Origin of the sequence: Lactimicrobium massiliense (assembly GCF_900343155.1) — a bacterium.
Classification (GTDB): Bacteria; Bacillota_I; Bacilli_A; order Erysipelotrichales; family Erysipelotrichaceae; genus Bulleidia; species Bulleidia massiliensis.
This window is the reverse complement of sequence record NZ_OUNG01000007.1, coordinates 1-24,701: the sequence shown is the minus strand read 5'-3', so window position 1 is coordinate 24,701 and position 24,701 is coordinate 1. Positions and strand designations below refer to the sequence as shown.

General features: G+C 45.3%; 23 protein-coding genes, 1 rRNA gene and 2 CRISPR repeat arrays. Of the genes, 18 read left to right on the top strand and 6 right to left on the bottom strand.

Translation table 11 applies throughout. The features are described 5' to 3' along the window. The first annotated feature begins 143 nt into the window (after positions 1-143). Positions 144-3,218, top strand: a complete 3,075-nt coding sequence (gene cas9, locus DHU66_RS11980; RefSeq protein ID WP_342587736.1) for a type II CRISPR RNA-guided endonuclease Cas9 — start codon at positions 144-146, stop codon at positions 3,216-3,218. On the opposite strand, the gene DHU66_RS11975 is transcribed toward cas9, so the two are convergent. Together DHU66_RS11975 and DHU66_RS11970 are read right to left on the bottom strand one after the other, a co-directional pair. Then, a complete protein-coding gene (locus DHU66_RS11975) occupies positions 3,213-4,265 on the bottom strand; it encodes an IS1595 family transposase (protein ID WP_108773885.1) in 1,053 nt (350 codons plus the stop codon). The genes cas9 and DHU66_RS11975 overlap by 6 nt on opposite strands. Positions 4,266-4,435: 170 nt before the next feature. After that, positions 4,436-5,488, bottom strand: a complete 1,053-nt coding sequence (locus DHU66_RS11970; RefSeq protein ID WP_108773885.1) for an IS1595 family transposase — start codon at positions 5,486-5,488, stop codon at positions 4,436-4,438. Positions 5,489-5,565: 77 nt separating this feature from the next. Between DHU66_RS11970 and DHU66_RS12720 the strand changes: the two genes are divergently transcribed. Genes DHU66_RS12720 through csn2 form a run of 4 tightly spaced genes read left to right on the top strand, consistent with a single transcriptional unit; the run spans position 5,566 to position 7,615 of the window. After that, positions 5,566-5,757, top strand: a complete 192-nt coding sequence (locus DHU66_RS12720; protein WP_167836382.1) for a Cas9 endonuclease PAM-interacting domain-containing protein — start codon at positions 5,566-5,568, stop codon at positions 5,755-5,757. Positions 5,758-5,764: 7 nt separating this feature from the next. Next, positions 5,765-6,673 carry a type II CRISPR-associated endonuclease Cas1 gene (cas1, locus tag DHU66_RS11960; RefSeq protein ID WP_108776185.1) on the top strand — a complete coding sequence of 303 codons (909 nt, stop codon included), beginning with the start codon at positions 5,765-5,767 and terminating at the stop codon, positions 6,671-6,673. Further along, a complete protein-coding gene (cas2, locus tag DHU66_RS11955) occupies positions 6,663-6,956 on the top strand; it encodes a CRISPR-associated endonuclease Cas2 (protein ID WP_245309563.1) in 294 nt (97 codons plus the stop codon). The genes cas1 and cas2 overlap by 11 nt, the downstream gene beginning before the upstream one ends. Next, positions 6,953-7,615, top strand: a complete 663-nt coding sequence (gene csn2, locus DHU66_RS11950; RefSeq protein ID WP_108776183.1) for a type II-A CRISPR-associated protein Csn2 — start codon at positions 6,953-6,955, stop codon at positions 7,613-7,615. Before cas2 ends, csn2 begins: the two co-directional genes overlap by 4 nt. Positions 7,616-7,681: 66 nt before the next feature. Continuing rightward, a CRISPR array of direct repeats spans positions 7,682-8,709; the repeat unit is 36 nt; unit sequence GTTTGGGAACTATGTGATTTCTGGAAGTTGTAAGAC. A 49-nt stretch (positions 8,710-8,758) separates the two neighbouring features. Here csn2 and DHU66_RS11945 read toward each other — a convergent pair. Further along, positions 8,759-10,033, bottom strand: a complete 1,275-nt coding sequence (locus DHU66_RS11945; RefSeq protein WP_167836252.1) for a DDE-type integrase/transposase/recombinase — start codon at positions 10,031-10,033, stop codon at positions 8,759-8,761. Between the two features lie 159 nt (positions 10,034-10,192). Next, a CRISPR array of direct repeats spans positions 10,193-10,625; the repeat unit is 36 nt; unit sequence GTTTGGGAACTATGTGATTTCTGGAAGTTGTAAGAC. Positions 10,626-10,730: 105 nt separating this feature from the next. On the opposite strand from DHU66_RS11945, the gene DHU66_RS12290 reads away from it, so the two are divergent. Next, positions 10,731-10,883: a hypothetical protein gene (locus DHU66_RS12290; protein ID WP_167836381.1), complete on the top strand. Its 153-nt coding sequence runs from the start codon at positions 10,731-10,733 to the stop codon at positions 10,881-10,883. Positions 10,884-10,906: 23 nt separating this feature from the next. Here the strand turns inward: DHU66_RS12290 and DHU66_RS11940 are convergent, their stop codons facing one another. Genes DHU66_RS11940 through thrC form a run of 3 tightly spaced genes read right to left on the bottom strand, consistent with a single transcriptional unit; the run spans position 10,907 to position 13,687 of the window. Beyond that, the gene (locus tag DHU66_RS11940; protein WP_108776182.1) at positions 10,907-11,344 is read right to left on the bottom strand and encodes an ACT domain-containing protein; all 438 of its coding nucleotides are present in this window, start codon (positions 11,342-11,344) and stop codon (positions 10,907-10,909) included. After that, positions 11,341-12,210, bottom strand: a complete 870-nt coding sequence (thrB, locus tag DHU66_RS11935) for a homoserine kinase (RefSeq protein WP_108776181.1) — start codon at positions 12,208-12,210, stop codon at positions 11,341-11,343. Before thrB ends, DHU66_RS11940 begins: the two co-directional genes overlap by 4 nt. Next, positions 12,197-13,687 carry a threonine synthase gene (thrC, locus tag DHU66_RS11930; protein ID WP_108776180.1) on the bottom strand — a complete coding sequence of 497 codons (1,491 nt, stop codon included), beginning with the start codon at positions 13,685-13,687 and terminating at the stop codon, positions 12,197-12,199. The genes thrB and thrC overlap by 14 nt, the downstream gene beginning before the upstream one ends. An 89-nt stretch (positions 13,688-13,776) precedes the next feature. Between thrC and DHU66_RS11925 the strand changes: the two genes are divergently transcribed. From DHU66_RS11925 to DHU66_RS11865, 12 genes are all read left to right on the top strand, one after another. Then, positions 13,777-14,922, top strand: a complete 1,146-nt coding sequence (locus tag DHU66_RS11925) for a homoserine dehydrogenase (RefSeq protein ID WP_108776179.1) — start codon at positions 13,777-13,779, stop codon at positions 14,920-14,922. Further along, entirely contained in the window at positions 14,919-16,256 is a 1,338-nt protein-coding gene (locus DHU66_RS11920; protein WP_108776178.1) for an aspartate kinase, read from the top strand. The genes DHU66_RS11925 and DHU66_RS11920 overlap by 4 nt, the downstream gene beginning before the upstream one ends. Further along, positions 16,253-17,236 (top strand): aspartate-semialdehyde dehydrogenase, encoded by a 984-nt coding sequence (locus tag DHU66_RS11915; protein WP_108776177.1) that lies wholly within the window; start codon positions 16,253-16,255, stop codon positions 17,234-17,236. The genes DHU66_RS11920 and DHU66_RS11915 overlap by 4 nt, the downstream gene beginning before the upstream one ends. Positions 17,237-17,275: 39 nt before the next feature. Continuing rightward, complete coding sequence (locus DHU66_RS11910; protein WP_108776176.1) at positions 17,276-18,118, top strand: hypothetical protein; 843 nt, start codon at positions 17,276-17,278, stop codon at positions 18,116-18,118. A 230-nt stretch (positions 18,119-18,348) separates the two neighbouring features. Then, on the top strand, positions 18,349-19,176 hold the full coding sequence (locus tag DHU66_RS11900; protein ID WP_108776174.1) for an energy-coupling factor transporter ATPase: 828 nt from the start codon (positions 18,349-18,351) through the stop codon (positions 19,174-19,176). After that, positions 19,152-20,009: an energy-coupling factor transporter ATPase gene (locus tag DHU66_RS11895; protein WP_108776173.1), complete on the top strand. Its 858-nt coding sequence runs from the start codon at positions 19,152-19,154 to the stop codon at positions 20,007-20,009. The genes DHU66_RS11900 and DHU66_RS11895 overlap by 25 nt, the downstream gene beginning before the upstream one ends. Further along, entirely contained in the window at positions 20,002-20,802 is an 801-nt protein-coding gene (locus DHU66_RS11890) for an energy-coupling factor transporter transmembrane component T family protein (RefSeq protein ID WP_108776172.1), read from the top strand. Before DHU66_RS11895 ends, DHU66_RS11890 begins: the two co-directional genes overlap by 8 nt. After that, positions 20,799-21,839 carry a tRNA pseudouridine(38-40) synthase TruA gene (gene truA, locus DHU66_RS11885; protein ID WP_108776171.1) on the top strand — a complete coding sequence of 347 codons (1,041 nt, stop codon included), beginning with the start codon at positions 20,799-20,801 and terminating at the stop codon, positions 21,837-21,839. Before DHU66_RS11890 ends, truA begins: the two co-directional genes overlap by 4 nt. A 13-nt stretch (positions 21,840-21,852) precedes the next feature. Continuing rightward, positions 21,853-22,680, top strand: a complete 828-nt coding sequence (locus tag DHU66_RS11880; RefSeq protein WP_108776170.1) for a hypothetical protein — start codon at positions 21,853-21,855, stop codon at positions 22,678-22,680. Then, positions 22,640-23,656, top strand: coding sequence for an SPL family radical SAM protein (locus DHU66_RS11875; protein ID WP_108776169.1), 1,017 nt, complete (start codon positions 22,640-22,642; stop codon positions 23,654-23,656). The genes DHU66_RS11880 and DHU66_RS11875 overlap by 41 nt, the downstream gene beginning before the upstream one ends. Next, positions 23,653-24,342, top strand: a complete 690-nt coding sequence (locus DHU66_RS11870; protein WP_108776168.1) for an SDR family oxidoreductase — start codon at positions 23,653-23,655, stop codon at positions 24,340-24,342. Before DHU66_RS11875 ends, DHU66_RS11870 begins: the two co-directional genes overlap by 4 nt. 256 nt (positions 24,343-24,598) lie before the next feature. Further along, positions 24,599-24,701: ribosomal RNA gene (locus tag DHU66_RS11865) — 16S ribosomal RNA — on the top strand; the annotation flags it as partial.

Here is a 24,701-nt window from a genome sequence, read left to right as displayed (position 1 = left end):
ACGGCTGTCCCTATTAACCAGGGAAGCCGTCATTTGCGTATGGGATATGCATTTGATGTCACGAACATTAGCAGGATCATGACAAATAAGATTAGCAATTTCAGGACAATTCAGTGTATCAGTAACAGCTAGCTTCTGTTTCTCTGTCAGATAATCTGGAAGACGAGGAGATTGGCGGAAAGCTGTCTGATGAGCTGGGAGACAGAATGGATGTAATCCTGCACGCAAGCGAAGTATTTAATACTGCCCGTCTTGATGAGATTCTGGCAGGATACCAGTATTTCAGTGATGCAAAAATAGCGGAATATGATCAGAACAAGAAAGATCTTCGTATTTTGAAAGGCTGGATAAAAAAGAATTGCCCGGATAAATACAGGGATGTTTTCAGAGTAAAACAAGGAGTCAAGAACTTTGCGGCTTATACCCGCTATAAAACAGATGAGAAGTGTACTCAGGAAGAAATGTGCAAGTTTCTGGATAAAATATGCGCTGGAATGAAGAATGACAGCAATCCGGACGTTGCTGCAGTATATGCCAAGATTTCTTCCAAGTCATTTTTTCCTCGCTTGAAGGGGTCTGAGAATGGACTTGTGCCTTATCAGCTTCAGAAAAAGGAATTAATGAAGATTCTTGATAATGCGCAGGAGTATCTTCCCTTCTTGAATGAAGAGGATGCAAATGGCATTACTGTAAGACAGAAGATTGAATCTATTTTCACGTTCAAAATTCCTTACTATGTTGGTCCACTGAGCACAAAATCTCCAAGAAATAATATTGTGAGAAAATCCAACGAAAAAATATATCCATGGAATTTTGAAGATGTGATTGATCTTCAGGAAACGCAGGAAAGATTTATTGCGGACAGAATTGGAAGATGCTACTACTCCGGCGATCCCGTTCTTCCTAAAGATTCCTTGTTGAATAATGAATACTGTGTTCGCAATGAGATCAATAAACTGAAGGTGAATGGTGAACCAGTATCGCCGGCGGCTCTTTCAGATATCTATCAGGATCTTTTTGTAGATAGCAGCAAAAAAGTTACGGCCAAAAGGTTGAAAGACTGCTTGTTGAAGCATGGTTACATTGAAAAGAGTGATCAGCTATCTGGGTTTGATACACAGACTGGAATCAAGAGCAATCTCAGGTCATACCATGATTTTTCGCAGATTCTTTCACGTGAAAATAGTATCCCTGGTGTCACTAACATGGTAGAGGATATTATCGAAAGAATTGTTGTCTGCGGTGATGACAAGAAGTTATTGAGAAAATGGCTTGTTTCAAATTATGGTAAGGTGCTTACTGACAAGGATATCAAGCATATTCTGAAATTGAATTATAAAGACTGGGGGCGCATGTCGAAGAAGATTCTTACTGGTATTTCTTCATGTGATGAAAATGGAGAGCAAGTATGCATTATGGATCTTCTCAGAAGCACAAATAAGAATTTCATGGAAATATACCATGATGAAAGATATGGCTTTGATAAGAAGGCACAGCAGTATAAGCAGGAAAAGTATGGTGCTCCTGACTCTTTGCAGGATGTGCTGGATACCATGTATATTTCACCACGGGTGAAGCGTGGCATTCATCAGACAATGAAAGTCATAGATGAACTCATCGATATCAGGAAATGTGCTCCGAAGAAAATCTTTATCGAGATGGCACGTGATCAGGATGCCAAAAATGAGAAAAAGAGAACAGATACCCGCCAGGAAAGATTGATAGCTTTGTATAGATCATGCCGAAAGCAGATTGTTGACTTGCTCGGCGGAGATGAAGCGGAATATAAACGCTTGTATAGTGGTCTGCAAAGCCTTGATAATGATTCTCTGCGCCGTGATAAGCTTTATCTTTACTATACACAGCTGGGCAGATGCATGTATTCAGGAGAAAGAATAGATCTTGCAAGCTGTCTTGCTAATAATGAAAGATATGATATTGATCACATTTTCCCACGCTCGAGAGTTAAAGATGACAGCATTTCTAACCGTGTGCTTGTCAAGACAGAACTGAACCGTGATAAGGAGGCGTCGTATCCTATTGATGAATCCATCCGTAAAAGAATGTCTCCATTTTGGAAAATGCTCCATGAGAAGGAGCTGATTTCTGATAAGAAATTCGACCGGCTGACCAGAAATTACCCGCTTACTGCTGATGAATTAAGCTCCTTTGTAGCAAGGCAATTAGTTGAAACAAGACAGTCAACAAAAGCTCTTGCGGATATTCTTCATAGTTTCTGCCCAAACAGCAAGATTGTTTATTCAAAAGCTCAGAATGTCACTGATTTCAGACATGAATTTAATATTCCGAAATTCAGAGACATCAATGATCAGCATCATGCAAAAGATGCATATTTAAACATTGTTGTTGGAAACGTCTATGATACAAAGTTTACAGAGCAGTTTTTCAGGAACATACAGAATGAAAAATACACACTGAAAACAGAAGAAATCTTCAAATGGTCTGTTCCTGGAGCTTGGAATGGGAAAGATAACTCTTCTTTGAAGCTGGTAAAGCATTATTGTGCAAAGAATAATCCTATTGTTACTTTTGCTTGTTTTCCTGCAAAAGGTATTATTTCAGACTTGAAGTTACGTCCACATGGCAACGGTTCATTATTCCCGGTTAAACAGGGAATGGATCCGCAGAAATACGGAGGATATAAAAACCTTTCAGTTACATATTATTGCGTCGTTGAATATCAGAAAAAAACAAAGAGAATTAGATCAATTGAACCTGTGTACCTTTATGATCATGAACAGTATGAAAATAATCCTGAGTTGTATTTCTCAGAAAGGGGCTATAAAGATCCGAGAATAATTTGCAAGAGAATCTTGGTGAATGATATTTTGGAAATTAATGGAGTACGTTTCTCGGTGACTGGGAAGACCAATAACAGATATGTTGCTAGACATATGTATCAATTCGCACTTTCTGATGATAATAGCAAATACTTGAAAAACGCTAAGAAATATATTGAGCGCGATGAACAAGAGAGCGAAGATTCTTTAGCAAGATATGAGTTGTCAAAGGAGAAAAATATTGAACTCTTTGATCTTTTTGTGTCGAAGATGCAGACAACTATTTATTCCAAAGTGGGTGCAATAAAGTCACTTGGTGAAAGAGTTGGAATGGAAAAGAAAACGTTTTCTAATCTTTCTTTGAACGCTATTTTCAAAGATTTAGTTGATGAGGCTGTAAACACCAAAATATCATGAGCTATATGCCTCATAGAGGTTAATTGGCATTTTAAGCTTTGGGATCTCCGCACAGGTAAATGGAATCTGTTCAAACATTGTTTCCATGTATGCTTCTGATTTCCATTTGCGCATGTCCAGCCTGTACTTTAAATATTTCTTCATGACGATCCAATTCAAATAACCCTGGAGATGTCTTGTGCTGATACCATGTTTCTGCCTGATCATGTTTTTTAGCTCAGAGTGAAGCTCGTTTACTTCAGATACTGTATTGCCCTTTGGTGTTAAATAACCGTTAGATGGAATAATGTCACTGTTGAAGTGATTATCGCCCACGAAAGTTTGAATGCTATGGCTGTCATCACTGATAATTGTTGAATGCGCTGCGAAGTGAGAGCTGTATTGATTCAGAATTTCTGCACTCTCTCTGCCTAATCCTCCAATTTTAAAGAGAATATTGTCATGCTCATCAATAGCTGTTACCAGGCAGATCTTGTGATGGCTGGTGCCAGGTAAAGCACGCTTGGTTGAATGACGGCGATGCTTTCCACGCTGTTTGCTGAATCTTGGCATTTTATCCTTCCTGGTCCCTTTCAGGTTGATTTTGGTATAAGTAGGATCCAATTCAACATTTCCACTTAAGACCACATTATTCTGAATCTTTGCTGCAGCCTGATATAACTTGTGACGCATGTTGAAGCAGGTAGTAACTGATAAGCCTGTAGCTACACTCTGCTGAGTCAGAGTCATTCCGTTAAGCTCGCCAGAGATAAAAGTAGTCCAGATATCAAAGCTTGTTCTGGAATGAGTAAACATCGTACCTGTTGTTGCCATAAAAACAGATTTGCATTTTTTACATCTGTATTTCTGACGATTATGTGGGTTAAAGCCATTCTTAACAAAGTGAGTTGAACCACAATGAGGACATTTCTCAACATGCAAAGAGAGATTCTCGTAATTTGTTGTCGTACAGTTTACTTTCTCTCTGAATAGCTTTTCTAAACCAACACGAATGAATTCAATTTCGACAGGAGATAAAGAATTCAGGAAATTCTGATTAACGAGCATATCATCACCTCAACTGAAGTCATGATAAGTTATAGATATTAACTTGATGTACTTGTTCGGGTACATCAACTATTTATTTGAAAATAGCGTCTTTGAAAAATCAATGCATAGTTTTATTGCAAATCGCTATTTTCAAAGATTTAGTTGATGAGGCTGTAAACACCAAAATATCATGAGCTATATGCCTCATAGAGGTTAATTGGCATTTTAAGCTTTGGGATCTCCGCACAGGTAAATGGAATCTGTTCAAACATTGTTTCCATGTATGCTTCTGATTTCCATTTGCGCATGTCCAGCCTGTACTTTAAATATTTCTTCATGACGATCCAATTCAAATAACCCTGGAGATGTCTTGTGCTGATACCATGTTTCTGCCTGATCATGTTTTTTAGCTCAGAGTGAAGCTCGTTTACTTCAGATACTGTATTGCCCTTTGGTGTTAAATAACCGTTAGATGGAATAATGTCACTGTTGAAGTGATTATCGCCCACGAAAGTTTGAATGCTATGGCTGTCATCACTGATAATTGTTGAATGCGCTGCGAAGTGAGAGCTGTATTGATTCAGAATTTCTGCACTCTCTCTGCCTAATCCTCCAATTTTAAAGAGAATATTGTCATGCTCATCAATAGCTGTTACCAGGCAGATCTTGTGATGGCTGGTGCCAGGTAAAGCACGCTTGGTTGAATGACGGCGATGCTTTCCACGCTGTTTGCTGAATCTTGGCATTTTATCCTTCCTGGTCCCTTTCAGGTTGATTTTGGTATAAGTAGGATCCAATTCAACATTTCCACTTAAGACCACATTATTCTGAATCTTTGCTGCAGCCTGATATAACTTGTGACGCATGTTGAAGCAGGTAGTAACTGATAAGCCTGTAGCTACACTCTGCTGAGTCAGAGTCATTCCGTTAAGCTCGCCAGAGATAAAAGTAGTCCAGATATCAAAGCTTGTTCTGGAATGAGTAAACATCGTACCTGTTGTTGCCATAAAAACAGATTTGCATTTTTTACATCTGTATTTCTGACGATTATGTGGGTTAAAGCCATTCTTAACAAAGTGAGTTGAACCACAATGAGGACATTTCTCAACATGCAAAGAGAGATTCTCGTAATTTGTTGTCGTACAGTTTACTTTCTCTCTGAATAGCTTTTCTAAACCAACACGAATGAATTCAATTTCGACAGGAGATAAAGAATTCAGGAAATTCTGATTAACGAGCATATCATCACCTCAACTGAAGTCATGATAAGTTATAGATATTAACTTGATGTACTTGTTCGGGTACATCAACTATTTATTTGAAAATAGCGTTGCAAATATTAAAAGTTTTTAAATGTAATCGTGAACTATCAGATCTTTCTCTTATTGGCCTGTCGAAAAACTCGGGGGTGATAACGATCAATAATACACTTGATAAAGTGATGTCAGCTTTCTTAATTTATCAGTCTCCTACCGGCCTGACAGAGAAGAAAGTTAATCTTCTTAAATGAAAACACTATGGGCTGGCGAACTGTAATTGTTTCCAGTGTTTCGAAACTCGATTATAAGATGAATTATCTGGTGGTGAGAAGCGGTAATGCCATTACCAGAATTCATCTCAGTGAGATAGCAGTTTTGATTGTTGAATCTACTGCTGTTTCATTGACTGCTTATTTACTTTCAGAGCTGGAAAAAGAAAAAATCATTACTGTTTTTTGCGATGAAAAGCGAATTCCACAAGGCGTCTATATGCCTTTGTATGGCAGTTATGACACAAGCCGCAAGGTAAAAATACAGACTGGCTGGCTGCAGGAGAATAGAAATCTTGTGTGGCAATCTATTGTACAGAGAAAAATTGCCGGACAAAGTGCAGTACTTCGCCATTTTGACAAGCAGGATGCTGGTAAGAAATTGGCAGGCTATATTTCTCAGGTTGAGCCCGGTGATGTAACAAACAGAGAAGGCCATGCAGCTAAAGTGTATTTCAATGCAATGTTTGGCATGGGATTCAGCAGGGCTGATAAGGATAATATCATTAATGCAGAACTGAATTATGGCTATGGCATTCTCTTATCTGTTGTGTCGCGTGAAGTCGTCAATAATGGATATATCACCCAGGTCGGTATTCACCATGATAATCTTTATAATAATCTGAATCTGGCTTGTGATCTTATGGAACCGTTTCGGCCATTTGTGGACTGTTTGGTGGCAAAAATGCCTCACAAAGAGTTCTCTCAGGCTGAAAAACAACAGATTGTTGGAATGCTGAATCACAAGATCCAGCAGGATGGCCGTGAACAGTTTGTACTGAATGCAATTACTATTTATGCTAAGAGCATTCTAGATTCAATTACAGATGGGGATGTTTCTGCAATAAAATTTCCTGATTATGAATTATCGGTATATGAGAGTGATTGTGTTCTTTGATCTTCCAGTTATAGAACCGGCACAAAAGCGTGCTTACACGCAGTTTAGAAAATTTCTTGTTCAAGATGGTTTCTTTATGATGCAGGAATCTGTGTATTGCAAGATTTGTCCAAATCAGCTTGGTGCAAATGCATTGATTGAACATATCAGAAAACATAGTCCTAAAGAGGGAATCGTTCAGGTTTTAACAATTACTGAAAAACAGTTTGCCGGAATAGAAATCATGGTGGGAGATAAGAAAAGTGATATTGTAAGCTCGGCAGAGAGGATGATCGTATTATGATATTTACCCATCCCTACTATTTTGAAGAGATTCAGCTATCGTCTGATCAGCCGTATACATTAATCGTTGAAGATGGATTTATGTATCGTAATTTGATTCATGAGTTACTGATACAGAATCAGAGTGGAACTGGTGATTTTTATTTGTCAGATAATGATGAAGAATTGGATATTGCCCACGTAATGACAATAATTACAGATTTATTCTCTGTAGATCCTAATGACAGGAAAATCATCACGAGATTAATTCAGGATATTGCAAAAGAGTACGCAGGTACACAAGCATTTTATGATGTACTTAAAGCATTAAACAAATTTGGATGCATTGTCTGTGATAATTCATCTTTTCCGCTGGTTTTTAATGATGCCGTGCAGATCCCGGATGTGGCGAAACTGCTTGCTTTTCATTTTGATGAGCAATGTGAAGACTTGATGGATGAATTTCTGCAATATTGCAATCTGAGCATGCAGATATTGAAAAAGAAAATATTTGTCACTGTTGGATTGAAGGATATTATCAACAGTAATGAATATGAAGCTGCAATAAAAACCGCATGTTATCAGCACATTCCGCTGTTGATGATTGAACGTCACACACATGATGAAATGGATGATCCGAAAAACATGACTATCATCGATAAAGATATGTGTGTACTATAAGGGTGATCTTATGCTTCCAGATCCGTACTACTATGCGGTAAAATCACTATTTTTCACCAATTTGAGGTTTGGGAACTATGTGATTTCTGGAAGTTGTAAGACACTGGAAATACGCATACGCATAAGGAAGGAGTTTGGGAACTATGTGATTTCTGGAAGTTGTAAGACGTGGTGTTTTTCATGTTCACCACAATTCCTGTTTGGGAACTATGTGATTTCTGGAAGTTGTAAGACGAAAACTGCATTCTTATCCTCATCTTTGCAGTTTGGGAACTATGTGATTTCTGGAAGTTGTAAGACTATAACAAGGAATGGCGGGCCAAGAACCGCGTTTGGGAACTATGTGATTTCTGGAAGTTGTAAGACATCCGATTTTGTATTTTCCCCATTCCTGCAGTTTGGGAACTATGTGATTTCTGGAAGTTGTAAGACGACAAACACCTTGTCATTGTCCTTTTCCCAGTTTGGGAACTATGTGATTTCTGGAAGTTGTAAGACAGTCGCCTGCTCTCACTCGTTTCACGTTACGTTTGGGAACTATGTGATTTCTGGAAGTTGTAAGACGGAACAGAAATGCTAACGACTTCAGATGTTGTTTGGGAACTATGTGATTTCTGGAAGTTGTAAGACTGTTATTCCCATGTTATCCTGCACCAGATGGTTTGGGAACTATGTGATTTCTGGAAGTTGTAAGACCAAAAGATTCTCTGGTTATAACAGATGCGCTGTTTGGGAACTATGTGATTTCTGGAAGTTGTAAGACTGAATCCGAACTCTTTAATGCTGTTAGCCAGTTTGGGAACTATGTGATTTCTGGAAGTTGTAAGACACTGTTGAATCTTTTCCACCGCTAAATGAAAGTTTGGGAACTATGTGATTTCTGGAAGTTGTAAGACAACACTTGTAAGCAATGCCTTCAATGCCTTGTTTGGGAACTATGTGATTTCTGGAAGTTGTAAGACAAAAGAGCCTGGTCTAAGCTCGAGGCTGCAGTTTGGGAACTATGTGATTTCTGGAAGTTGTAAGACAGCAAAGAATCCGGAAAGAACACATCTGGCGTTTGGGAACTATGTGATTTCTGGAAGTGTTAAGATTTTTTGATTTTGTCACCGTTTGTTAATTGTTACTGTTTTGTCACGAATACTACTTTCTATGATCTTCCAGAACACTGAGGATGCGCTGTACGTCCTTCTGACTGTCCGCTTCATAGATCGGATCTCTTCTACGCTCGCCCACCTTTACGCATTTGTAGTGTTTGCCATATCGATTGATGTACATTTCTTCAGTAAAGGCATCAATCTTCACAGTAATAGGTGTCTTCTGATAGATTTCGAACATTACTCCATCAGCGTCAAAGGCTTCATATAATGAGTTTCCCATCGAAAACATATTGTTTCTCATGGTCCTTGGATATTCCGCATAGAACACGGCAGAATAATCAAAATCTGTCGGAAGCGGACGAAATGCATCGACTGGATCCAGAACCGGGAATGAGAACTTTGCGTTGAGATAACGAATGTACTTCTCATTAAACCAGCGGTTCAGCGTGTTGTAGTTATGTGGAATATGGAATCGAATGATATCATTCGGAAGGCGTCCCTGAGCAGTGCCGTTGTACCGCTCTACACGTCCTTTAGCCTGTGGTGAATTGGCAAAGATCATCTTGATATCAAGACGGGCAAGCATGTCCGCGAACTGTGACGGCTTTCCGGATTTAACACTTCTGAAGACAGAATCCTTGTCAGAATATGTTGCCATCGGAACACCGTACTTTTCAAGGATTAGACGCATCATGCGTGCATATCCTCTGGTACACTCTGTAGGCATGAACCATCCTGCGAGCACTTCGGTTCCTGCATCATCTACTGCCAGATGCAGTGCGTAAGCTCTGCCATCGTTAAACCAATCATATGGAGTGCCGTCAATCTGGATCAGCTCTCCGCGGCGGTCTCTCGGCCTACGAATTGGATGCGATACATGCGAACCATCTGTTCGAATCGGCTTGGCACTTGGTGACTTCCAACCTTCTCGTACGAAAAGATCTCTGAACCAAGATTTACTTCTATCCTTCAGTCCATATTTCGCTGCATCTCCTTTCCTCTCAGGATCTCTTCCCCAGATTACATCCTCTCGGTAGATATCTCTGAATTGTGCTATGGTAATGCTTGGATATGCTTTCTTGAATTCTTCTAAGTAACTGACTTCTTGGTCGGAGGCAGTCGTTACTGGCTTCTTGCCGGTATTACCATGAACAAGGATAGATTGCATATCCTTTTCATTCAGCTCCCCCGCAAGCCGTATAAGCTGTCTCTTACTGTAACCAGTTTTCTCAGTTATCTCTTGGTAAGTGATATGTGGATCGCTCTGCTTCTGAATCAGAAGTTTCAACGCTCCGGACTTGTCTTTATCGTTCTTCATAGAACACCTCCAATGAGGCATTCTACTCAAATACTGATATCCATCCCGTAAAAGGGTGACATTTTCAAAAAATCAGAAAGGTGACATTTTCATTTAACTATTACATGTGATTTCTGGAAGTTGTAAGACAACCACAAGACCATCCAGACCATGGCATGCGTTTGGGAACTATGTGATTTCTGGAAGTTGTAAGACTCTGAGGACTATCTAAAGGCAGTTGGAGACGTTTGGGAACTATGTGATTTCTGGAAGTTGTAAGACGAAATTGATTGGCTTCAGCTGTGGGTCCATGTTTGGGAACTATGTGATTTCTGGAAGTTGTAAGACCAAATCTTTCGCACAAATCTTTGACGTCATGTTTGGGAACTATGTGATTTCTGGAAGTTGTAAGACTGCATCGGTCAACTTCACCCACTGCACCGCGTTTGGGAACTATGTGATTTCTGGAAGTTGTAAGACCTATACGGTGCTTTCAGCATATGATACTACGTTTGGGAACTATGTGATTTCTGGAAGTTGTAAGACTTCAAAGCGTGTGATGATTCGCTATGATGAGGTTTGGGAACTATGTGATTTCTGGAAGCTGTAATGCAGAGCGTCACATTATTCCTGGCTGAAAAATGCTGTATGTGTGAATCCTGTTTCGGAGATACTCCTTTGGGGTAAGATAATAGTAGAAAGAGCAGGGGGGTGCGGCATGGCAAAGAAAGTCAGAACTGTTTACAGGGAACCGGAGGATTTTATCCCGGAGAAGGTGCGCAGGGAATTAAAGCTTGGTGAGTTTGCGCAGGGTGAAGAAGAAAAGAAGGATGAAAAGCCGGAAGGCAGTGAGTCTTCAGAAGAAAAGTGAGCCGGATATCAGCTCACTTTTTCTTATTCCATGGCGTCCAGATGGGCGCTTTTGACAGATGGCAATTGTCTGATGCTCTGGATCAGTGTTTCCATGGGCATGGATGTGTGGGAGATATCCAGGGAGAGCAGGACGTTGGCTTTCTGGGCAATGGGTACAGCCTGGGAGATGGTCAGGATGGAGATGGAGTGGGCGGATAGGAATGTCAGGATGGCGGAGAGGGCTCCGCTTTCATCTTTGACGATCAGGGAGATGACGGCCCGTCTTGTCTGTCTGCGGTCATCATAGGGGAAGACATAGTCCTTGTACTTATAGTATGTGTTGCGGCTGATGCCGGCTTTCTGGACAGCTTCGGTAACGGTGGCAGCTTCTTTGGCTTCCAGCATGTTTCGGGCTTCGATGACTTTTTCCAGATAGTCCGGCAGGATCTTTTTGTGGACGATCAGAAAATCAGAGCTCATAGGATTCTGCCTCCGTCTCTGTCACAGTGCAGGGAATAGATTTTCCAGGCAGGGTTTGTGCGGGCACTGATTTCGTCTTGTGCCTGTTTGGAAAGCGGCCTTGCGGAAACAAGCAGACAGGTGGAACCGGAACCGGAGATAAACAGATGCCCATCGGTATCTGTTTCGGTGATATCTTTGATCTTGTCGAAATCTGTGATCAGCTGGCTGCGGTATGGTTCATGCAGGTAATCCTTTGATGCCTGTTTGAGCAGGTCCATATTGCCTGTTTCCAGTGCTTTGGCAAGAAAGATGGCATGACCGATATTGGCAGCAGCTTCCTTTCTGGGATAGCTGTCCGGCAGGATGGCTCTTGCCTTTTTTGTTTCTACGGCAAAATCAGGTACTAAGGCAGTAAAGACGAAAGAGGGATCCAGGGGTAGTTTTGTCATGGTCCATGCTGTTCCATGCATGGCTGCACAGAATCCACCAGCCAGAGCCGGTGCGGCATTGTCGGGATGGCCTTCCATGTCACAGGCAAGCTGGAAGATTTCATCTTTTGTTAACTTTTTTTCGTGCAGAGCATTGGCTGCGAGCAATCCGGAGATGATCATGGCGGCAGAGGAGCCAAGGCCTCTTGAAATCGGAATATCACAGGCAAATTCTGCTTCGATATAGTCACTGTATCCAAGTTTTTCGGCACCTTTGTGGTATGCCTGCAGAAACAGATTGTCCGGTGTGCAGTATTTTTCTTCGACATTGTGCAGGATGTCTTTGCTTTCTGCTTTTGTGACGGTAAACGTGTCATAGAGGTCCAGGGCAATGCCAAGGCAGTCAAAGCCCGGACCGAGATTGGCGGAGGTTGCGGGCACTTTAATGATGGGCATGGGAGAGTTCCTCCATGATATTCCTGATGGTGTTCATACCGTCTTCCTGATCTATGACAGCGTGGAAGCGGACAGGGAGATTTTCAAGATTGGCAAGGTTTGCCGGGATCGGACATCCGGTCAGTGCGCAAAGATCTTTCATTGCCTTGAAATCATCTGCCTCTTCTTTGTTTGTGAGCGCTTTGTATACATCGTGCGAGAACTTGTAGGCAGAGGCAGTGGAAAGCACCAGGGAAGGCCTGCTGTCTTTTGTGTCCTGCTGATATTGTTTCAGGCCATGCAGTGCTACGGCAGTATGGGGATCAATCAGGACATGTTCGTTCTGCCATGTGTCATGAATTGTCCTGGCACAGTCTTCTTCATTTGTCCATTCACCGGTCATATCATTCTGAATGCTGGCAAGAAGTTCCGCAGGCACTGTATATTTTCCATTTGTCTGCAGCTGCTTCATCAGGTCTTTTACCAGGGCATCATCCTTTTTTGATTTCAGGAAGAGAAGGCGCTCCAGATTGCTGGAGACAAGAATGTCCATGGCCGGTGACATGGTGTTATGGAACGGTCTTCTGCTGTCATAGGTGCCGGTTGTCAGGAAGTCATAGAGGACATTGTTGGTGTTGGAGGCACAGATGAGTTTGTGGATCGGCAGGCCGATGGCTTTGGCCAGCCAGCCTGCCAGGATATCGCCGAAGTTTCCGGTAGGAACCGCTACATTGATTTCATCACCGCATTTGATCTTGCTGTTTTCGACAAGCTTTGCATAGGCAGTGCAGTAGTAGACGATCTGCGGCAGCAGTCTGCCCAGGTTGATGGAATTGGCGCTGGACAGGGAAACGCCTCTGCCTGCCGCAATGATTTCCGGATCTGAGGCTGCCTGCTTGACCATGCGCTGGCAGTCATCAAAGTTGCCTTTGACGGCAATGACATTGACATTATTTCCCTGGGATGTCTGCATCTGACGTTTCTGGATGGCAGAAACACCGATCTCGGGGTAGAAGACAGTGATGGCAGTGCCCGGGACGTCCTTGAAGCCTGCCAGGGCTGCCTTACCGGTATCGCCGCTGGTGGCTGTCAGGATACAGATGGTATCCTGACAGTTTTCTTTGCGAATGGCATCTGTCAGAAGTGTTGGCAGAATGGTCAAAGCCAGATCTTTGAAGGCACTGGTAGGGCCATGATACAGCTCCAGCAGGTTTGTATCCGTAAGAGAACGCACCGGTGCGATGTCTTTGTCATCGAATTTGTCATCATATGCTTTGTGAACAGCTTCCACGATTTCCTCTTTGGAATAGTCATCCAGAAAGGCAGACAGAATCATTGCGGCTGTTTCCTGATAAGTCTTGTGCAGAAACTGTTCTGGCGTGAAATGAATCTGCAGTTGTGCGGGTGTATACAGGCCGCCGTCCGCTGCCAGGCCTTTGAGAATGGCCTGATGGGCACTGACAGAGACGTTCTTGTTTCGGGTGCTGACATATTTCATCGTGATATTCTCCTTGCATTGACTTCGGTGCAATGATACACTGTCCTCGCTATAAAAACAAGTGTATCTGAAATAAAGACAAGGGGTTCATGATGAAAGTTGGCATGCTTGGCTGCGGTGTTGTTGGCAGCGGTGTAAAGAAGATTCTGGATGAGGGAAAGACGGAGGCAGGCAGTGATCTGCAGCTGACCAGAATCCTGGTGAAAGAGATTGGTGAAGGCATGGATGCGCGCTTTACGGAATGCGCGGATGATGTGCTGGATGATCCGGATATTGATGTGGTTGTGGAATGCATGGGCGGTATTGAGCCGGCTGGTTCTTTTGTGGAAAAGGCATTGGCAGGCGGAAAGTCAGTTGTGACTTCTAATAAGAAGATGCTTGCGGAAAAGGCAGCCCGGCTGTATGCACTGGCCAGTGAACATCATGTCTGTCTTCTGGACGAAGCAGCCTGCGGCGGCGGGATTCCATGGATGGCGAATCTGAAACGGATTGCGCGCATTGAACCGGTATCTTCCTTTCAGGGAATCTTCAACGGGACAACAAATTACATTCTTTCGCGCATGGAAAAGGGCGGCGCAGACTTTCAGGATGTGCTGAAAGAGGCACAGAAGCTTGGCTATGCTGAGCGTGATCCAAGTGATGATATTGATGGTGTGGATGCGGCCAATAAAGTCGTGCTTTCCTGCATGCAGGCATTTGGCGTATATATGCCGGTTTCTGCTGTAGAGACTTTCGGCATCCGTCGTATTCAGGCCTGTGATTTTGCCTGGGCAAAGTCACATGGCGTAACAATCCGGCTGCTTGGAACGGGTGAGAATCACAATCATACTGTATCGGCGTGGGTGATGCCTGCTTTTGTCAAAGCAGACAGTCTGTATGCGTCGATCAGTGCCAATGACAATGTGCTTGTATCGCATTCTGAAACATTGGGTACATCGGCCTTTGCGGCCCCGGGTGCCGGCAGTCTGCCGACTGCCCATGCCGTGGTGCAGGATCTTCTGGATCTGTATGAAGGCAGTGGTGCCAGAGCAGCTGTGATGCCGGCAGCTGTGATGGATCAAAGCAGTGTGACAGGCCGCTATTATGTGCGTACTGTGAATCCGGCTGTGTTTGATGATGTGAAGCAGGAAGATGCCGGAGATGCTTTGATCACCCGGGAAATATCTCTGATGGATCTTTGTGCAAGAGTGCAGAAGGCAGCGGATGAGAAACTGTTTGCGGGGGTGATGTTATGATCAAGGTTGCCAAGTTTGGCGGATCGTCTGTTGCCAATGCGGTGCAGTTTGCCAAGGTAAAGAACATTGTCGGGGCTGATCCGGGCCGGAAGTTCATTGTGACAAGTGCGTGCGGCAAGGAGTCCAGTGATGATCATAAGGTGACGGATCTTCTGTATCTGATTGAGGCGCATGTCCGCTATCATGTGTCGTATGATTCTTTGTTTCAGGCAGTGCAGGACAAGTATGAAAAGATCAGGAAAGATCTTGGCCTGATAACGGATCTGGATCATGAGTTTGCCATGATCCGGAAGCTGATTGATGCCAATGTGTCGACGGATTATCTTGTCTCACGCGGTGAGTATCTGACCGGGCGCCTTCTGGCAGAGTATCTGGGGGCAGCCTTTGTGGATGCGGCGGATGTGATGAGTTTCCGCTATGATGGCTCGATTGATATGGCTGTGACAGGTGAGAAGCTGGAGAAGGCTGCGGCTGGTGCAGACAGGATTGTGATTCCGGGGTTCTATGGGGCGATGCCGAATGGTGCCATCAAGGTGATGACCCGGGGTGGATCGGACATTACTGGTGCGGTGATTGCCAATCTGGTGGATGCGGATGTGTATGAGAACTGGACGGATGTGTCTGGCTTTCTGGTAGCTGATCCGCGTATCATTGAGCATCCGCTGCGGATTCCGCGCATTACATATAATGAGCTGCGGGAAATGAGCTACATGGGTGCCAATGTCCTGCATGATGATGCGGTGTTCCCGGTGAGGCAGAAGAATATTCCGATCAATATCCGCAATACAAATGATCCTGATAATCCTGGCACGATGATCATGGAGGACTGCAGTGAGATGGACGCCCTGGAACCGCCGCATGTGATTACCGGCATCACCGGCCGCAAGGGTTTTACGTCGATCAATGTCATCAAGGCCCACAGTTCTACGGAAGTCGGCTTTCTGCGGAAGCTGCTGGATGCGTTTGAAAAGTACAATGTGTCGGTGGAATCTGTGCCGGTGACGGTGGATACGTTCTCTGTCATTGTGCAGAGCCATGCGGTGGATCAGAATCTGTATGAGATTGTCTCAGAGATCAAGAATACGCTGCAGCCGGATGATCTGCGGATTGAGGAACATCTTTCTCAGATTGCCGTGGTTGGCCGTGAAATGCGCAACCGGCCGGGTATGTCGGGGGCTTTGTTATCCGAGTTTGGCAATCATGCCATCAATATCCGTACGATTTCCCAGAGCTGTGATGAGCTGACAATTGTGGTTGGTGTCAATGACAGTGACTTTGAGAAAGCCATTCATGCGATTTATGATAAATTTATTTCCGAGGAGAAAAACAAATGAAAGTTGGAATTGTTGGAGCTACGGGTGCTGTTGGCAGACAGATGCTGGACTGCCTGGCAGAACGAAAGATTGACTGTGAAGAGATCCGGCTGTTTGCATCAGAGCGTTCCCATGGAACATTGATTCCTTATGGAAATGATCAGCTGATGGTGGATGTGGTGAAACCGGGCTGTTTTGATGGGCTGGACTTTGTGCTGGGAGCTGTTTCCAATGATCTTTCAAAGCAGTTCCGTCCGCTGATTGAAAAGGCTGGGGCTGTCTATATCGATAATTCCAGTGCATTCCGTCTGGAGAAGGATGTGCCGCTTGTTGTCCCGGAGATCAATGGTGAGGATGCCCTGCATCATCATGGCACAATTGCCAATCCGAACTGTTCGACAATCATTACCTATATGGCAATTGCACCGATTGCACGTCTGTCAAAGCTTGTGTCTTTGACGGCTTCGACCTATCAGGCGGTCAGCGGAGCCGGCATGAAGGGCATTGCGGAGCTGTCTACAGAAGTAGAGGATGTCCGCAAGGGCAGGGAAATTACCCCGCATGTGTTCCCGGCCCAGATTGCGTATAACTGCATTGCAGATATCGGATCCATGACGGACAACGGCTATACAACCGAAGAGATGAAGATGCTCAATGAGGGCAGAAAGATCATGCATCTGCCGGATCTGAAAGTGACCTGTACATGTGTGCGGGTGCCGGTGTTCCGCAGCCATGCGATTTCAGCGTGTGCTGTTTTTGAGGATCGTCTGGATCTGGATGAAGTAAAGAAGGCTATTTCTGCGTTTGGCGGGGATGTGTATGATGATGAGGTGCCGACACCTTTGATGACAAGCAATCAGGATAAGGTGTATGTTGGCCGTCTGCGGCGTGATCTGGTGAATGACAATGGCATTGCTCTGTGGTGCTGCGGGGATCAGATCCGCAAGGGTGCTGCTGCCAATGCGGTGGAAATCATGGAGTATGTTTGCAAACATGCCTGATGTGCTAAAATAAAGGCAGCGAAAGGAAATGACAGGGTTATGTTCCAGAAAACAGTACTTGGTGCGCTTGTTGTGGCAGCGGCTGCTGCAGCGGTGCTGGTGGTGAAAGAGCTTCGTGACCGCCGCTCGGAAGAGGATGAAGAAGATCAGCAGGAAAATGATGGTGAGAATGCCGCTGCTGACGATGACGATGAGATCCATTTTGTGGAGATCAAGGATGGCAGTGAAGAAAATAAGAGCTCTGCCCATCTTGATGGCGTAAAGATGGATGACAGTGATGATGAGGATGATGATGACGATGTGGAAATTCACAAGTTTGATTCAGCGGATCATCATGAGGAAGATGTGAAAGAAGAGCCTGAGGAAGAAGAGGAATCTGAGGAAAAAAAAGCAGCAGCGCCACAGGTGAATGAGGAGGAAGGGCCTCATGAGATTCCCATCAGTGATGGGGATGAGGAAGCACCTGCGGCGGATGAAGAAGAGCCTGATACAGAGGCAGAGACAGATGCCGGTTCTGATGATGAACAGGAAGAGGATTTCAGTGATGAGGTAAAGGAAGTTGCCGAGCTGTATCCGTATCTCAAGCCTGCTTTTATCAAGGAGATTCTGGACCGCAACGATGCATATAATGCACAGTTTCCGGAAGATACGCTTGTTTGTGCCGTACATCATGTGAAATTTGCGGATCTGCATTCACTGCTGCACTTTGAGGGAATTCTCAATGATGCCGGCTATACATGCACGCATCAGGAAGATGGCAGTGTGCAGGCCTCCAAGCGTTTCTTTGTTGAGGATGGTGCGATCATTTCGGATATTCTCAATGTAGCCAATCAGGCAGTTGCCCTTGGCGGCACCTATCAGGACTGCGATTTAGTACAGTGAATCAGGAAGCTCTGCGGAGCTTCTTTTTTGTGCATTTGCTGGAACAGCGTTGTCTGTAAACGTTTTTGCCTGCTGGCATGATGCCAGAGAAAAACGGTATGAAGAAAGCACATATCGTGGTTCTTGTTTCTCTTTGTGCACTGACAGCGGCAGACAGCCTGAATTGATCCTGCTGTTTTGGCGGGCTTTTGCCTGCTGATATCTTCACAATCGTGTATAATGAGCCTGCTATGTCAATATTGCAGGTGAAAAATCTGAACTTTTCCTATGAAGAAGGCGTCCCCACGATCCGTGACGTCTCTTTTAGCGTGGAAGAGGGCAGCTATACGGCCATTATCGGCCATAATGGATCGGGTAAGTCTACAGTTGCCAAGCTGATTGCCGGCCTGTTGGACAAATCTTCAGGCGAGATCACGATTGACGGCCTAGAGCTGAATCTGGAGAATCTCAATGCCATCCGCAGCCGGGTGGGTGTGGTATTCCAGAATCCGGACAATCAGTTCATTGGCTCCACGGTGCGGGATGATATTGCCTTTGGCCTGGAGAATCACTGTGTACCGCATGATGAGATGGAGGGGATCATTGATACGTATGCGGCAAAGGTAGGCATGACGAAGTATCTGGATCATGAGCCGACCCATCTTTCCGGCGGCCAGAAACAGAGGGTTGCCATTGCCGGTGTGCTGGCGATGAAGCCAAAGATTCTGATCTTTGATGAGGCAACCAGCATGCTGGATCCCCAGGGACGTCAGGAAATCCGCCGGGTGACGAAGCAGCTTCATGAAGACCGGGGTCTGACGATTCTTTCGATTACCCATGACATTGATGAGGTTGCCTCCAGTGATCAGGTCATTGTCATGGCCGGCGGCAGGTGCGTGATGCAGGGGACACCTGCTGAGATTTTCCGCCAGGAGAAGAAGCTGAAGGAGATTCAGCTGGATATTCCGTTTTCTTTGAAACTGCAGGAAGCTTTGCGCAAGCGTGGGGTTGTGCTGCCCCGTGATCTGACAATTGACAGCCTGCTGGAGGATCTATGCCGATACAGTTCGAACATGTAACACATATCTATGGTGAAGGAACGCCGATGGCATATACGGCGCTTCATGATCTGGAGCTTTCTTTTACCGAAGGAAAGATGACGGCCATCATCGGTCAGACGGGTTCTGGCAAGAGCACACTTGTCCAGCATCTCAATGCATTACTGCTGCCGACAAAGGGCACGGTGTATGTTCTGGATCGTAAGATTGAGGCTGGCTCCCGTCCCAAAGGACTGAAGTCTCTGCGCGGGGATGTCGGGCTTGTGTTCCAGTTCCCGGAGTATCAGTTGTTTGAAGAAACGGTACTGAAAGATGTGTCCTTTGGTCCGAAGAATTTCGGGGCGAGTGAGGAAGAAGCGATTGCAAAGGCAGAGAAGGCACTGCAGCTGGTTGGCTTTGACAAGGCATTGTATCAGCGCAGTCCGCTGGAATTGTCCGGCGGACAGAAGCGGCGGGTTGCCATTGCCGGCATTCTGGCAATGGATCCAAAGATTCTGGTGCTGGATGAGCCGACGGCAGGTCTGGATCCCCAGGGAACCGTGGAAATGATGTCGCTGTTTGCCAGACTTAACAAGATTGGCACGACGGTGCTTGTTGTGTCTCATGACATGGAGCAGGTATTCCGCTATTGTGATGAGGTTGTGGTGATGGCAGACGGCAAATGCCGCCTGCATACTTCTGTGAAGGAATTCTTCCGGGATGGCTCGATCTGTGAGAGCCTTGGCATTGTGCCGCCGGCCATCGTGCAGATGAAGGACGGCCTGAAGGCAAAGGGCTTCCAGATAGATGATGATATTGTGGATATCGAAGCACTGGCAGACTGCATTGCCAGACAGGTGAAGAAACATGAATAACATTACACTGGGACGTTATATTCCTCTGGATTCACCTGTTCACAAGCTGGATCCACGGGCTAAGATCATGGCCATGTTAATCATGCTGGTGGCGATTTTCTTTCCGGCAGGATGGCTTGGCTATGCCATCATCTTTGCCATTGCGACATGTGTCATCCTGATTGGAAAGCTGAGTTTTTCCTATGTCTGGAAGAGCATGAAGCCGATGCTGTTCATGATGGTTTTCCTGCTGATTGTCAACTCGTTTGTCATTAAGGATGGCATCCGCCTGTTTGGCATTGGCAAATGGGGGCTGTATACCGGTGCTCTTTCCCAGACTGCCTATATCGCTGTTCGACTGTTATTGATGATCATGATTACAACTTGCCTGACCGCAACGACAAAGCCGCTGGATATGACTTTAGGCATTGAGGATCTTCTGCAGCCGTTTACGGTGATTCATGTGCCGGCACATGAGATTGCCATGTTAATTTCAATTGCCCTGCGCTTTATTCCGGATCTGATTGATGAGACTCTTCGCATTATGAAGGCACAGGAAAGCCGCGGCGTGGATATGAAGGAAGGTACGATGAAAGAGAAGATTGTTGCCATCCTGTCTTTGATCGTACCGCTGTTTGTCAGTGCGTTCCAGAGAGCAGAGGATCTTGCCAATGCCATGGAAGCAAGGGGTTATGCCCCGGGTGAACCCCGTACCCGTTATAAGATTTTGAAAATGCATTCTTCAGACTGGCTGTTTCTTGCCGGTGCCTGCGGTGTGCTTGTTTTGATGATTCTGCTGGCATACGTGATATGAACCGTTATCGCTGCGTTGTGGAGTATATGGGCGGAAAGTACGATGGCTGGCAGTCTCAGACACTTGGTACGTCCATTCAGGAACAGATTGAAGCTGCGCTGTTAAGAATTACCGGGAAAAAGACAAATATTATTGCCTCAGGCAGGACGGATGCGGGTGTCAATGCCCGCATGCAGGTGTTCATGTTTGATACGGAACGTGAGATGAAGGAGCGCAAGTGGATGGGTGCCATCAATGCCTTTCTGCCGGACGATATTCATATTCTGGATGTGAAGCTTGTGACGTTCCGCTTTCATGCCCGCTACAATGTGAGATGGAAGAAGTATGCCTACCGTATCAATATCGGTTCTTATGATGTGTTTACCAAAGACTATGAATACCAGTGCCCGATCAAACTGGATTTTGAAGCAATGAAACAGGCTGCGCAGTATCTTGTCGGTACGCATGATTTTACATCTTTGAATTCTTCGCCGCTTTCAGAATATCCTGATCAGACAAGGACGATCCAGTCGATTGATCTGCAGGAGAACAACGGGCATATTGTGATTACCTATTGTGGCAAGGGGTTTCTGCGCTATATGGTACGGATGATGAGTGCGCAGCTGATTGAGGCAGGGCGCCACCGCATCATGCCGCAGGATATTGAGAAGATTCTGGCGGCAAAATCCCGCACAAAGGCAAGGCGGAATGCCCCTGCCTGCGGTCTGACGCTGGAAGAAGTGAATTACTTTGAGATTGCCGCTCTGGATGAGGGCGGTATGATCCGGGAATATCTGCAGGGGGATGATCTGCCAACAGGCATGACTTTGAAAGAGACAGAAGCAGAAATGGAAAACAGGACATATCCACTTCATCTTGTCATGACAACAAGGCATTCACAGCAGATGCTGGCAAGAGTTGTCATTGCACCCGGTGAAACACAGATCTTTTCGGTTTGCAGAGAAGGCAGGAATGAGGCCGTTTCACTGCTCGTGCAATTCAGACAGTGGCTTGGCATGATCGGCCTGGATGCCGGGATGCCTGTGATCATCCGATGACAGGAGGTGGCGCATGCTGTATGTTGCATCCGCATTGTATGAGGAAGTTCGTCCTTTGATTGAAAAGAAGCAGCTGAAGAAGGAGGCGGGTGTCCGCGGTCTTCAGCTTTTTTCCAATGAGAAGCTGAAATGTGCAGTTTGCGGAACCGGCCAGCTCAATGCGGCATCGTCTGCTGCCGCTTTGCTTGAAAAGGTACATGCCGGCAGTCAGGATGTGCTGCTGTGGTATGGGTGTGCTGCCGGGATCAAACCGGGCGTGTATCAGGCAGAATGCATTACCGATACCGTGACGCAGAGGACGTATTATCCGGATTTACTGCTGGATACAGATCTTCCGCTGACCGGCTTTCTTTCAGGTTATCAGCTGTATGCACAGCAGAATGCCAGGATGGATGAAACGCATGGCATCTATGAGATGGAGTGTGCAGGGGCTGCCTGTGCTGCTGGCAGAGTGATGGGCCCGCATCAGCTGTTCTTTGTGCGTTTTGTATCGGATGATGGCAGCGGGATCCTGACACGGCAGAGACTGCATGATTTATCTCTGCAGTATGCACCAGTGCTGGAAGATCTTGTCAATAAGCTGCTGGCATATCAGGATCTGCTGTGTGAGAATACGGAAACAGATCATGGGGAAATGATCGATGCATTAGCTGAAAAGCTTCATGCGACAGTGGCAATGCGTGCACAGATTGCCCAGCTGCTGCGCTATGGGCATGCATCAGGCATTGATACAGATGCTTTTATAAAGAAAGCGCTGTTGGCAGAAGTTAAAGACAAAGAAGTGGGAAAGCAGGTGCTGCATGAGCTTGAAAGAGAGATTGTTACAGCCGGATTTCACTGAGATTTATGTGGAACAGGGGATCAAAGCACAGGCAGATTCCATTCTGTCCCGCTTTCCTGCTGCCCATGTCATTGAAATCAAAGATTACCGTGATGTGTTTGATCGGCCCCGGCAGTCCTATGCTTTGCAGCACAAGAGCCAGAAGCTGATCCTGGCAAAGAAGAAAGATGGCTTTCTCTATCCTGGCTCACCCGTTTGCCAGTCCTTTGGCAATCCATATTTCATGTATTCTTCCTGTGTGATGAACTGTGTCTATGACTGCAGCTATTGTTTCCTCAAAGGCGTGTATCCGGGTGGAAATCTGGCTGTCTTTGTCAATCTGGAAGATTATTTTGAGGCGGTAGAGAAAGAACTGCGGAAACACCCGCTGTATATCTGTGTTTCCTATGATGCGGATTTGTTATCTCTGGAGAGCATACTTGGCTATGGCCGGGCATGGAGTGCATTTGCGAAAGCACATGATCGCCTGACGATTGAAATCCGTACCAAGGGAACTTTTGATAAAACATGGCAGAAGATGACAGCTTCATGCAGAACCATTCTGGCATTTACGCTGTCTCCATCCAGCATCATTGCAAAAGAGGAAAAAGGGACACCATCCCTTTCTGCCCGTCTGACGATGCTGAAAGAGGCAATGAATCTTGGCTTTCCGGTGCGGATTTGTTTTGATCCGGTGCTGATGTGCATTGATCAGAAACAGGCATATCGTGATCTTGTGGAAGAGACTGCCAGGACAATCGATCTGCAGAAAGTGCGTGATTTCTCAATTGGCAGTTTCCGTCTTTCAAAGGTGTATATGGCAAGGATGCGCCGGCAGTATCCTGACAGTGCCGTGCTGCAGTATCCGTATGTATGCGAAAAGGGTTTTTATCACCTGCCTGCACAGATGGAAGCAGACATGACCGACAGTATTGTTGAGGCTCTGGCAGAATATGGCATTGGTAAAGAAAAGATTTTCTTCTGGAGGGAATCATGAAACAGGCACTTGTAACCGGCGCAAGCCATGGCATTGGCAGGGCCATTGCCATACAGCTGTGCAAAGATGGCTGGGAGGTGTGGGGAATTGGCCGCACGTTTGATCAGCAGCCATACCCATCTTCATTTCATCCGGTTATTCTGGATCTGCTGGATGATCAAAGAGTCATATCCTGTCTTGACCATCTGGATATTGATCTGTCACTGCTGGTGAATAATGCGGGCTGTGCATACTATGGGCTGCATGAGTTTATGAAAGACAGTCAGATTCAGCAGATGGTACGGCTGGATCTGGAAGTGCCGATGCGCTTATGCCGGTACTATGGAAGAATGCTGCGGGAAAATCGGGGCACGATCATCAACATTTCCAGTGTCACTGCCCTGTCTGCCAGTCCCCATGCGGCTGCGTATGGCGCTGCCAAAGCCGGCCTGGTTGCTTTTTCGAGATCGCTGTTTGAAGAAGAAAGAAAGCACGGGATGAAGGTCATCTGTATGATGCCGGATCTGACTAAAACAGAATTGTATCGAAATGCAGATTTTATACCGAATGAAGCACCGGACTGTCATCTGGAACCCGAGGATATCGCGCAGGCTGTGCATGATCTGCTCGTCATAAGACAGGAGATCTGCCCGAGTGAAATCGTGCTGCGTCCACAGCGCAATTCAATTTCTAAAAAAACCAGTTGACAGGGAGGCATAAGAGAGGGTAAGATCATGAAGCTTCTTCAGCAGGGGTTCAGGCATCAGGAAATGATCATGGATCAGGTTGGCAATGAGGAAAAAAGTTGTTGACAAAATAAACTGAAGAGGTAAGATAAACAAGCTGCTTCTGAGAAAGAAGTAAGCACAGATCTTTGAAAACTGAACAGAAAGATTAGAACACAAACAACGTCAATGAGTTTATAAGAAATCCTGATTGGTAAGTAATCAGGTGAGCACAAGTCAAATGAAGAGTTTGATCCTGGCTCAGGATAAACGCTGGCGGCGTGCCTAATACATGCAAGTCGAACGAGGAAGACCCAGCTTGCTGGGTTGACCGAGTGGCG

Coding starts and splice junctions, on each gene's coding strand:
- DHU66_RS11975 (WP_108773885.1), bottom strand. CDS start 4,265: ATGCTCGTTAATCAGAATTTCCTGAATTCTTTATCTCCTGTCGAAATT.
- DHU66_RS11970 (WP_108773885.1), bottom strand. CDS start 5,488: ATGCTCGTTAATCAGAATTTCCTGAATTCTTTATCTCCTGTCGAAATT.
- cas1 (WP_108776185.1), top strand. CDS start 5,765: ATGGGCTGGCGAACTGTAATTGTTTCCAGTGTTTCGAAACTCGATTAT.
- csn2 (WP_108776183.1), top strand. CDS start 6,953: ATGATATTTACCCATCCCTACTATTTTGAAGAGATTCAGCTATCGTCT.
- DHU66_RS11945 (WP_167836252.1), bottom strand. CDS start 10,033: ATGAAGAACGATAAAGACAAGTCCGGAGCGTTGAAACTTCTGATTCAG.
- DHU66_RS12290 (WP_167836381.1), top strand. CDS start 10,731: ATGGCAAAGAAAGTCAGAACTGTTTACAGGGAACCGGAGGATTTTATC.
- DHU66_RS11940 (WP_108776182.1), bottom strand. CDS start 11,344: ATGAGCTCTGATTTTCTGATCGTCCACAAAAAGATCCTGCCGGACTAT.
- thrB (WP_108776181.1), bottom strand. CDS start 12,210: ATGCCCATCATTAAAGTGCCCGCAACCTCCGCCAATCTCGGTCCGGGC.
- thrC (WP_108776180.1), bottom strand. CDS start 13,687: ATGAAATATGTCAGCACCCGAAACAAGAACGTCTCTGTCAGTGCCCAT.
- DHU66_RS11925 (WP_108776179.1), top strand. CDS start 13,777: ATGATGAAAGTTGGCATGCTTGGCTGCGGTGTTGTTGGCAGCGGTGTA.
- DHU66_RS11920 (WP_108776178.1), top strand. CDS start 14,919: ATGATCAAGGTTGCCAAGTTTGGCGGATCGTCTGTTGCCAATGCGGTG.
- DHU66_RS11915 (WP_108776177.1), top strand. CDS start 16,253: ATGAAAGTTGGAATTGTTGGAGCTACGGGTGCTGTTGGCAGACAGATG.
- DHU66_RS11910 (WP_108776176.1), top strand. CDS start 17,276: ATGTTCCAGAAAACAGTACTTGGTGCGCTTGTTGTGGCAGCGGCTGCT.
- DHU66_RS11900 (WP_108776174.1), top strand. CDS start 18,349: ATGTCAATATTGCAGGTGAAAAATCTGAACTTTTCCTATGAAGAAGGC.
- DHU66_RS11895 (WP_108776173.1), top strand. CDS start 19,152: ATGCCGATACAGTTCGAACATGTAACACATATCTATGGTGAAGGAACG.
- DHU66_RS11890 (WP_108776172.1), top strand. CDS start 20,002: ATGAATAACATTACACTGGGACGTTATATTCCTCTGGATTCACCTGTT.
- truA (WP_108776171.1), top strand. CDS start 20,799: ATGAACCGTTATCGCTGCGTTGTGGAGTATATGGGCGGAAAGTACGAT.
- DHU66_RS11880 (WP_108776170.1), top strand. CDS start 21,853: ATGCTGTATGTTGCATCCGCATTGTATGAGGAAGTTCGTCCTTTGATT.
- DHU66_RS11875 (WP_108776169.1), top strand. CDS start 22,640: ATGAGCTTGAAAGAGAGATTGTTACAGCCGGATTTCACTGAGATTTAT.
- DHU66_RS11870 (WP_108776168.1), top strand. CDS start 23,653: ATGAAACAGGCACTTGTAACCGGCGCAAGCCATGGCATTGGCAGGGCC.